Raw genomic sequence first — 9,221 nt, 5'->3', positions numbered from 1 at the left:
AGGGACTTTGGAGTGTTTTTCCAAAGTCCCTTTATTTTTTATAGTCTGGAATTAGTTTTTTCCCAGCCACTTTATTTTTTGAATTTAAATAAAAATTGATTTGTATACGAAGACTGCTAAGATACCGGCCAAGATTGGAGCAACAACCGGAACCCAAGAATAGTCCCAATGAGAATCACCCTTATTTTTAATTGGATATAATGCGTGAACTAATCGAGGACCAAGATCACGAACAGGATTCAAGGCTGGACCAGTTGCACCACCCATGGAAATAACAAGAGTTGCAACTAAGAAACCAACTGAGAAGTTCGCTAAAGCAATATTTTGTTCAAAGGCGATATTTTTGGTCATTGCCAATGCACCAAAGACTAAAATAAAGGTTCCGACAAATTCATTAACGAATCCATCACGGTAAGAATGAGCCGCATCGATGGTCGAGAAGGTACCTAAAATGGCTTCTGGATTTTCAGTTTGATTATAGTAAGGCTTGTAGCACCAAACCACAATAAGTTGTCCGACGATTGCACCAGCAAACTGGGCGGCCAAATAAGGAATCACATTACTCCAAGGGAACATGCCATTAATAGCTAATCCCAATGTAAATGCAGGATTGATATGATTTCCAGAAACATTCCCAAACATCATTGCTGGAATTAATACACCAGCTCCGTACCCGAGTCCGATTAGAATCCAACCACCATGAGATCCTTTCGTTCCTTTGAGTTCCACGTTGGCGACTGAACCATTACCTAACACGACTAAAAATGCTGTACCGATAAACTCGGCAATGGCACGAATTAATAAGCTGTAATGCATTATGTTTCCCACTTTCTTTCCTAAAATTTGTAATTTTCACACTGTTTAACACTATACTCGACTTTAATAGTTTAGTAAATGATAAATTAGGAAAGAAAGCCACACTTCAGTGGTTGTCGCAAGTGATTTTAATATTGCCTATAAATTTTCAATTTTTTCGGCAATTTGGTCGGCGTCAATGAAGACTTTATCATTATTGTTGGGACGTGGACTAACTGTAGTAAACCAGCTCTTACCCTCAGTTGGGACACCCCAGAAGAAAAGTCCTTTACCAGAATTTTTAACTTTTTTATCAGTCACAATTCCACCAGTCTGATAGTTGATTTGACCGGGCAACTTGAGTGAATACGGTTTAACAATGCCGGAGTTGAGTAAACTTTTAATTAAATAACTAGTAGTTTTATTAGCATTGATTGCAGGTAAACGAGCTTCAACAAGGTAACTTGCACTATATTGTGTGGGCACGTCTAACGCTGAAAAAGTCACAAATTTGCCAGTTTGTTGATCTGCATTTAGTTGCATACGAGGTTTGAGAACTGTGACAATGCCAGCAGAGATTAGGGCAGTTAGTTCTTCAATTCGTGATTCTGGTGGGCCGACAGAGAGAAATGAATTTTCACCTTTAAATTGATTGAGAAAGTATTTTTGATAATCAACCGGTGAAAGTAACTCTAATTTGACAACTTGACGAATTAAGTCACGAATATCATGCAACATATCAAAGGCAGAGGTAAATGGCCCGGTTTTGTTACCGAGTTTGGCATCCGTATAATCATGAATGAGATATTCAACTAAACTGTTTTGAGTGTTTGTGTGTCCGAGAACGTAATCCCAATTCCAATAATCTGAAGGCTCAATCAGCGAGTCTTGAATGAATTCAGTTCGATCAGTTGATTTGATGAATTCATCCAGAAATGTTTCCTGATTGATGGATGGATATTTCATTTGAATTAAACGCTGGTAATACACGTACTCGACTTCAGCGTGCACTAACTCAATAAAGCTTTCACCTGAAACGCTACCAGGTTTTGTATGCTTGGCAAACCAATCTGCAGTTAAAAAATGGGGTTGATCATTTTCATTGGTTTGTTTTTGATTGGTGCCTTTTCCATGAAATGGAAATCCACGTCGTGATCCCGCAATGATTTGAGGCTCATTACCGGAGGGATGATAAACCAACTTTTGATTTGCTTCTCGGGTGAAATGACCGCCACGCCCTTGGGTCAGCATGGTAACGGCATCAAAAAAGCTGAGCCCAAGTCCACGAATAATGATAGTTTGTTGTGCCTGTAAATCGGAAAAATCATATTCTTGGGGATGAGTGGGTGTTACGTAGGTCAGTTTATTTTTTTTAGCAAATTTACTAAATGAGCTTTCTTCTGGAGTCGGAAAATTTTCAATATGGCCAAGTGACATAACGACTGCATCAGTTTTAAAAAAATGATTATTTAATTCAACCACATATTGTTCGTTGCTTTTAATTACGTTATAGACTTCATCTTTAATTAATTCGAGGTGAACATTGTCAGGTAAATTAGCTACTAAATGCTCATAGAACCATTTCTGATAAGTCCCGTATAGACTTCTTGAAGCATAATTATTGGGTTGAATAATAGCTAATTCTTTCAGCAAGTATTCTTCATTGTCAAAATGTAAATCTTCAATAAATTCTTTGGCTTCTGCAGTTTTTGACCACTCATATAAACTAGGGCCAGGAGTCACTGGTCCATTCATTTGAACTGAGGAGTCAGTAAATAAAGATACAAAATTGACATTACTGTTCATAATCAACTCATGAGGCTGTTCGACTTGCCATACTCTGCCACCGACTCCATGAGGGTCAATTAAAGTGATGTTAATTTTTTCTTGATTTAAGCGGTATCGCTCTGTCAATCTTTCTAAGGTGACTAATCCTCTTGGACCAGCACCGATAAGAGTTACATGCATAATTAAACCTCCTCTTATTTGATGTTACTTCTATTATATATTTATTTTCTATATAAGCACACAATTCGATAAATTTGATTCGACGAATTATGAAATGTTGAGAATTGAGAAATAAAAAAGCGCCTAAACAGCTGAATATCAGTTGCTTAGGTGCTTTATTGAGTGCGCCCCCCCGGAGTCGAACCGGGATCTCAAGAACCGGAATCTTACGTGCGATCCATTACACTAGGGGCGCTTAACAATCTTTAATATTACGTTAAAAGATAATAAAATTCAAGATAAAATCTGAAAGAATCAGGATATTAGTTTTTAGAGTCATTTTTCCTTTAATAATATTTTAATAAAATAGGCAGACTGCTAGACTAAAAGATGAATTTCGAGTATTATTTCTGTGTGTCAAAGAATAGAACTAGCTTTTTTGTTTTGTATAGAAAGTTGTATTTTCAGAACAACGTGATATACTTAACAAGTACGTTTTATTAAAATATTTTATTTCCTAAAGGAGGAAATTGCAGTATGACTGTAAAAATTGGTATTAATGGATTTGGCCGTATTGGCCGTCTTGCCTTCCGCCGTATTCACGAATTAGGCGCTATCTCAAATGACATTGAAGTGGTGGCAATCAATGATTTAACTACACCTTCAATGTTGGCATACTTACTTAAGTATGACTCAACTCACGGTGCCTTCCCTGGTGAAGTTAGTGCAACTGACAACGGAATCGTAGTTGACGGTAAAGAATACCCAGTTTACGCAGAACGTGACGCAGTAAACATTCCTTGGGTTAAGAATGACGGTGTTGACTTTGTCCTTGAATGTACTGGTTTCTATACATCAAAAGAAAAGTCACAAGCTCATATCACTGCCGGTGCAAAACGTGTCTTAATCTCAGCTCCTGCTGGTGATATCAAGACAGTTGTTCCTGGTGTTAACTTGGACATCCTTGATGGTTCAGATACTATCGTTTCAGCTGGTTCATGTACTACTAACTGTTTAGCACCAATGGCTTATTTCTTAAATAACTCATTTGGTATCGAAGTTGGTACTATGACTACTGTTCATGCATTTACTTCAACTCAAATGATCCTTGATGGACCTAAGGGTAGCAAGATGCGTAGTAACCGTACCGCAAGTACAAATACTATTCCTCATTCAACTGGTGCTGCAAAGGCTATTGGTCTTGTAATCCCAGAATTGAATGGTAAGTTAAAGGGACATGCACAACGTGTTAGCGTTGTTGATGGTTCATTGACTGAATTGGTTACAATCCTTGACAAAAAGGTTACTGAAGAAGACATTAACTCAGCTATGGAAAAAGCTACAGCAAACAATGAAGCATTTGGTTACACAAATGACGAAATCGTATCAAGCGATATCATTGGTAGCACATACGGTTCAGTTTTTGATCCTTCACAAACAGAAGTTACAACTGTCGGCGACAAACAAATCGTTAAGACAGTTGCATGGTATGATAACGAATACGGCTTTACTTGCAACATGGTTCGTACTCTTTTGAAATTTGCCACACTTTAAGATAAATAATCATTAATTGAAAAGTGGGAGGAGAATGTCTCCTCTCATTTTTTAATTTATATATAACTAGGAGGGTCAACATGGCTAAATTAACAGTCGAAGATCTAGATTTAGAAGGTAAAAAAGTTTTAATGCGCGTGGACTTTAATGTTCCAATTAAAGATGGCGTTATTGGTAATGATAACCGTATCGTTGCCGCTTTAAAGACTATTCAATATGTTACTGACAAGGGTGGACGTGCAATCTTGCTTTCACATCTTGGCCGTATCAAAAAAGAAGAAGACAAGCCAGCTCTTTCAATGCGTCCCGTCGCAGAACGTTTGTCAAACTTATTGAACAAACCAGTTACATTTGTACCAACTACCGAGGGTACACAACTTGAAGACGCAATTAACGGTCTTAATAACGGTGATGTTTTGGTAATGGAAAACACTCGTTATGAAGATGTTGTTAATGGTGAATATGTTAAGCGCGAATCAGGTAATGATCCTGAATTAGGTAAGTATTGGGCTTCACTTGGCGATGTTTTCGTCAATGATGCATTCGGTACTGCTCACCGTGCTCATGCTTCAAACGTTGGAATTGCTTCAAATATGCCACAAGCTGCTGCTGGATTCTTGATGGAAAAAGAAATCAAGTTTATCGGTGAAGCAGTTGATAATCCTGTTCATCCATTCGTTGCTATTCTTGGTGGCGCAAAGGTTTCAGACAAGATTGGCGTAATCAACAACCTACTCAGCAAAGCTGACAAAGTCATTGTTGGTGGTGGAATGACCTATACATTCTATGCTGCTCAAGGCATGACAATTGGTAATTCACTTGTTGAAGTTGATAAAATTGATTTAGCTAAAGAAATCTTGGACAAAGCTGGCGACAAGCTTGTTTTACCAATCGATTCTGTTGTTGCTAAAGAATTCAATAATGATGCAGAACATAAAATCGTTGAAGGCAATATTCCAGACGGTTATATGGCACTTGATATCGGACCTAAGTCAGTTGACTTATTCAAAGATGTTCTTAAAGATGCTAAAACAGTTGTATGGAACGGACCAATGGGTGTGTTCGAAATGAGTAACTACGCTAAGGGAACTCTTGAAGTTGGAGAATTCTTAGGTACACTTACTGACGCAACCACAATTGTTGGTGGTGGTGATTCAACTGCCGCTGTTCAACAACTTGGTGTTGGCGATCGTTTAACTCATATTTCAACTGGTGGTGGTGCATCACTAGAATACCTTGAAGGTAAAACTCTTCCAGGAATTGCATCAATTTCAGACAAATAAGTTCGAAAATAAAAAAGTTCTAAACCCACACTATTGGGGTTTAGAACTTTTTTTATTTAACCGTCGGAAAGGATGATGTGAATTCGGTTAGGTTAATCTCTAGAAAACTAGCGATTGCGAATAGCTTATCCGACGAAATAACGTTGCCACGTTCTACACGAGAAATTGTCATTGCGCTGACAGAAATTCCGTATACGCGGAATAATTCTGCGGAAAGTTCATGTGTTGAAAGGTGGCGGAGTTTCCGTTTATTCTGTATTGTGGTTCCTAATAATACATTTACTGCTCTTGTATCAAAAATTGTGTGCGCCTCCCTAATGCCAATTAACGGTGTATGTTAATTTTATACCGTTTATCATCATAAAAGCTACTATTTTTATTTAAAAACATATTGTTTTCTCTAAAGTATCGAGTTATTATAACTTATATGATACATTGCATAAGAAAAGGGGATGTGTTTTCATGGCTTCTGACCGAATCGAAGGTCCAAAATTTAGGGTAGCTGGACATCTAAAAGAGAATAGCATTAAACAGCAATCCGTTGCCAATTTGATTGGGAAAAGTCTCGGAACTACTAACCGTAAGATTCGCGGAAAGTCAGGCTTTACTGTTGATGAGATTCAAATTTTACATGATAATTTAGAAATACCTATCGAGATCTTTTTCAATTAATCGTCGCATGTGTGATATGATGATAAAATTCGGAACAATAACGGTATATTAAAAAAGTTTTAATCAATTTTGCGATTTGGTTAAAACTTTTTGTAGTTTACAAACAAAAATGATTAATGAACTTTACTAGCCATTTGTCGACAAATTAAGTACTATTAGGGGGTAAAGACTTTGATACGGAGGTGTAGTTATGAGAACACCATTTATTGTTGGAAATTGGAAGATGAACAAAACTGCCGCGGAAGCAATCGAATTTGTGCATGCGGTCGCTGATGAACTGCCAGCTGCAACGAAAGTTGAAAGCGCTGTAGCGGTGTCGCCATTGTATGTACAGGCGATGGCCGAAGCCGCAAAGGGTAGTCCGTTAGAAATCATGGGTGAAAATATTTTTTATGAACAAGCTGGTGCTTATACTGGTGAGGTTAGTCCACAAGTACTAAAAGAAGTGGGCGCCAACTATGTTTTATTAGGACATTCTGAACGACGGATGTATTTCCACGAATCAGATGAAATTATTAATCGGAAAGTATTTGCAGCACTAAAGGCGGGGTTAAAGCCAATTATTTGTTGTGATGAAACGATGGGTCGACAAGTGGCCGGAGATAAAATTCATTGGGTAGTTAGTCAAATTTTGACTGACTTACGTGGCCTAACAGATGAACAAATGAAGTTAATTTCAATAGCGTATGAACCTAGCTGGGCAATAGGGACTGGTAAAAGTGCCACTGCAGAACAGGCTGAAGAAGGTTGCTATTTAATCCGGCAAACAGTGGCAGATATTTATAATGACGAAATTGCTAATGGAATTCGTGTTTTATATGGTGGGTCTGTCAATCCAAGCAATATTGCAGATTTGATGGATCGTCATGATATTGATGGTGTACTCGTTGGTAACGCTAGTTTAGATCCAGATTCGTTTTTGAAGTTAGTTAATTACAAATAGTGGAAGTGAAGATGTTTATGACAGATTTATCAAATAAAAAGATCTTAATTATTGGTGGGAGTTCAGGATTTGGTTTAAAAACTGCAGAATTAGCTTTAAAAGCAAACGCTGAAGTAATCATTATTGGTAGGGATGAACACCGGGTAGATCAATCTGTCACATCATTAAAATCAAATGCAAATCAAGTGGCTGGTGAAGTGTTAGACGCGACGAATTCTGAACAGTTAAACCGATTGTTAACTCACTATGGTCAATTTGACCATGTGATTTCAATGTTAGGTGGGGTAATGGGTGGTGGGTTTGTTACCGCTCCAATCGCTGAAATCAGACAAACAATTGAGGACAAATTTTTCGCTAATTTAACCATTGCCAAGGCAATTTGGCCTCATATAAATAATCAAGGTAGTATGATTTTTACCAGTGGTGCCGGTGGACATCCAGCTGATGCTTCGGGAGCCATTGTTGGTAATCAAGCAATTGAAACAATGGTCGCTGGGTTGGCAGTTGAATTGGCGCCTAAAATTCGAGTCAATGCAGTCGCTCCCACCTGGACGCCGACTGGACTATGGCGGGATTTGCAGGGACAAGAGCTTAAAAGCAATCAAGCACAAATGGTTCAACAAATTCCGCTTCAACGTGTGTCCAAAGTTGAAGAAGTTGCGAAAGCTTTTCTTTTCCTAATGGATAACGGCTTTGTGACAGGACAAACGATATATGTTGATGGGGGCATATCAGTAAATTAAGAGGGTTAATAAGATGATGAATGATTTTACGTTTCAAAATACGACCGATATCAGATTTGGTCAGAATCACATTGATAACGAGCTCCACGATGCAGTAGCAAAATTCGGTAATCGAGTATTGTTAACTTACGGTGGAGGTTCTATCAAGAAATCTGGACTATATCAACGATTTATCAAAGCTTTGGAAGGGCTGGAGGTCACAGAATTACCTGGGATAGCACCAAATCCTAAAATTGATTAAGTCCTTGAAGGCCAACGCTTAACGCAAAAGCTGAATACTGATGTAATTTTGGCTGTTGGTGGGGGCTCTGTCATTGATGCTTCTAAAGTAATCGGTTCAGCTTATTTCTATCAAGGTGATCCTTGGGATTTAGTAGTGGATGCCAAAAAACGCAACTCTTTAGATCAATTACCGGTTGTTGATATTTTGACTATTGCCGCTACAGGGACTGAAATGAATAATGCAGCCGTGATTTCTAACCCAGATTTGAACAAAAAAATTAGAACTTTTGGTCCTAAGACGCCGGCCGTTTCATTTTTGAATCCGACTCAGACGTTTACAGTTTCTAAATATCAAACTGCTGCGGGCTCAATTGATATTTTTTCTCATCTGACGGAACAATATTTTGATCGAGCAATGACTGAACCAATGGACAATATGATCGAAGGGTTAATGCGTGCAGTCATTAAATATGCACCAATTGCAATCGCTGAACCTGAAAATTATGATGCGCGCGGTAGTTTAATGATTAGTGCAACGATGGCATTAAATGGCTTATTTAGATCTGGTCGCGAAAATAGTTGGACTTGTCATTCCATTGAACATGAATTATCAGCTTTTTATGACATCACCCATGGCGTTGGTTTAGGAATTTTAACACCTTGTTGGATGAAAAAAGTTTTCGAAGATCCCTCAACGCATGCTAAAATGGCTAAAGCGGGTCGAAACGTGTGGAATATTCAAGGAGATTCTGATACTGAGGTTGCCTCGAAGACAATCCAAGCGGTTTATGATTGGGTTAAGAGTCTTGGGGTGCCAACCACGTTACCAGATGTCGGAATCAACAGTGCTGAGCATTTTGAAGAGATGGCTACCTCAGCGGTTAACCAAGCTAACTTATCTGAAAAAGCCTACGTTAAGTTAAGCCCGGACGACGTTGTGAAACTGTATCAAGCTTCAATGTCAACAAACGGATTTGAATAAAAATAAGTGGCTGGGAAAAAACTAATTCCAGACTATAAAAAATAAAGGGACTTTGGAAAAACACTCCAAAGTCCCTTTAA

At 38.3% G+C, this 9,221-nt stretch carries 8 protein-coding genes, 1 tRNA gene and 1 pseudogene; 6 read left to right on the top strand and 4 right to left on the bottom strand.

From position 1 onward, the window contains the following. Positions 1-84: 84 nt before the first annotated feature. The 3 genes from FFM59_RS09090 to FFM59_RS09080 form a co-directional block, all read right to left on the bottom strand. Positions 85-816, bottom strand: coding sequence for an MIP/aquaporin family protein (locus FFM59_RS09090; RefSeq protein ID WP_137602721.1), 732 nt, complete (start codon positions 814-816; stop codon positions 85-87). A gap of 138 nt (positions 817-954) precedes the next feature. Continuing rightward, complete coding sequence (locus FFM59_RS09085; RefSeq protein ID WP_137602720.1) at positions 955-2,763, bottom strand: FAD/NAD(P)-binding protein; 1,809 nt, start codon at positions 2,761-2,763, stop codon at positions 955-957. 163 nt (positions 2,764-2,926) lie between these two features. Beyond that, a tRNA-Arg gene (locus tag FFM59_RS09080) sits at positions 2,927-2,998 on the bottom strand. Positions 2,999-3,279: 281 nt separating this feature from the next. On the opposite strand from FFM59_RS09080, the gene gap reads away from it, so the two are divergent. Next, positions 3,280-4,296 carry a type I glyceraldehyde-3-phosphate dehydrogenase gene (gap, locus tag FFM59_RS09075; protein ID WP_137602719.1) on the top strand — a complete coding sequence of 339 codons (1,017 nt, stop codon included), beginning with the start codon at positions 3,280-3,282 and terminating at the stop codon, positions 4,294-4,296. 80 nt (positions 4,297-4,376) lie between these two features. After that, positions 4,377-5,579, top strand: a complete 1,203-nt coding sequence (locus FFM59_RS09070; RefSeq protein WP_137602718.1) for a phosphoglycerate kinase — start codon at positions 4,377-4,379, stop codon at positions 5,577-5,579. A gap of 52 nt (positions 5,580-5,631) precedes the next feature. On the opposite strand, the gene FFM59_RS10405 is transcribed toward FFM59_RS09070, so the two are convergent. After that, positions 5,632-5,838, bottom strand: a complete 207-nt coding sequence (locus FFM59_RS10405; protein WP_225420339.1) for a helix-turn-helix domain-containing protein — start codon at positions 5,836-5,838, stop codon at positions 5,632-5,634. Positions 5,839-6,041: 203 nt separating this feature from the next. Here FFM59_RS10405 and FFM59_RS09060 point away from each other — a divergent pair, with 203 nt between their 5' ends. The 4 genes and pseudogenes from FFM59_RS09060 (at position 6,042) to FFM59_RS09045 (ending at position 9,141) form a co-directional block, all read left to right on the top strand. After that, positions 6,042-6,251: a hypothetical protein gene (locus FFM59_RS09060; protein WP_137602717.1), complete on the top strand. Its 210-nt coding sequence runs from the start codon at positions 6,042-6,044 to the stop codon at positions 6,249-6,251. Between the two features lie 190 nt (positions 6,252-6,441). Beyond that, positions 6,442-7,194, top strand: coding sequence for a triose-phosphate isomerase (tpiA, locus tag FFM59_RS09055; protein WP_137602716.1), 753 nt, complete (start codon positions 6,442-6,444; stop codon positions 7,192-7,194). Positions 7,195-7,211: 17 nt separating this feature from the next. Beyond that, positions 7,212-7,937 carry an SDR family oxidoreductase gene (locus FFM59_RS09050; protein ID WP_137602715.1) on the top strand — a complete coding sequence of 242 codons (726 nt, stop codon included), beginning with the start codon at positions 7,212-7,214 and terminating at the stop codon, positions 7,935-7,937. A gap of 16 nt (positions 7,938-7,953) precedes the next feature. Beyond that, positions 7,954-9,141 (top strand): annotated as a pseudogene (locus tag FFM59_RS09045) (iron-containing alcohol dehydrogenase). Positions 9,142-9,221: the final 80 nt, after the last annotated feature.

Source organism: Paucilactobacillus nenjiangensis (assembly GCF_005405445.1).
GTDB classification, from domain to species: domain Bacteria; phylum Bacillota; class Bacilli; order Lactobacillales; family Lactobacillaceae; genus Paucilactobacillus; species Paucilactobacillus nenjiangensis.
The sequence above is the reverse complement of the archived record's forward strand: the minus strand, read 5'-3'. Positions and strand labels throughout refer to the sequence as shown.

Bases quoted from the DNA above. Each gene is read 5' to 3' on its own strand.
- FFM59_RS09090 (WP_137602721.1), bottom strand. From the start codon at position 816: ATGCATTACAGCTTATTAATTCGTGCCATTGCCGAGTTTATCGGTACA.
- FFM59_RS09085 (WP_137602720.1), bottom strand. From the start codon at position 2,763: ATGCATGTAACTCTTATCGGTGCTGGTCCAAGAGGATTAGTCACCTTA.
- gap (WP_137602719.1), top strand. From the start codon at position 3,280: ATGACTGTAAAAATTGGTATTAATGGATTTGGCCGTATTGGCCGTCTT.
- FFM59_RS09070 (WP_137602718.1), top strand. From the start codon at position 4,377: ATGGCTAAATTAACAGTCGAAGATCTAGATTTAGAAGGTAAAAAAGTT.
- FFM59_RS09060 (WP_137602717.1), top strand. From the start codon at position 6,042: ATGGCTTCTGACCGAATCGAAGGTCCAAAATTTAGGGTAGCTGGACAT.
- tpiA (WP_137602716.1), top strand. From the start codon at position 6,442: ATGAGAACACCATTTATTGTTGGAAATTGGAAGATGAACAAAACTGCC.
- FFM59_RS09050 (WP_137602715.1), top strand. From the start codon at position 7,212: ATGACAGATTTATCAAATAAAAAGATCTTAATTATTGGTGGGAGTTCA.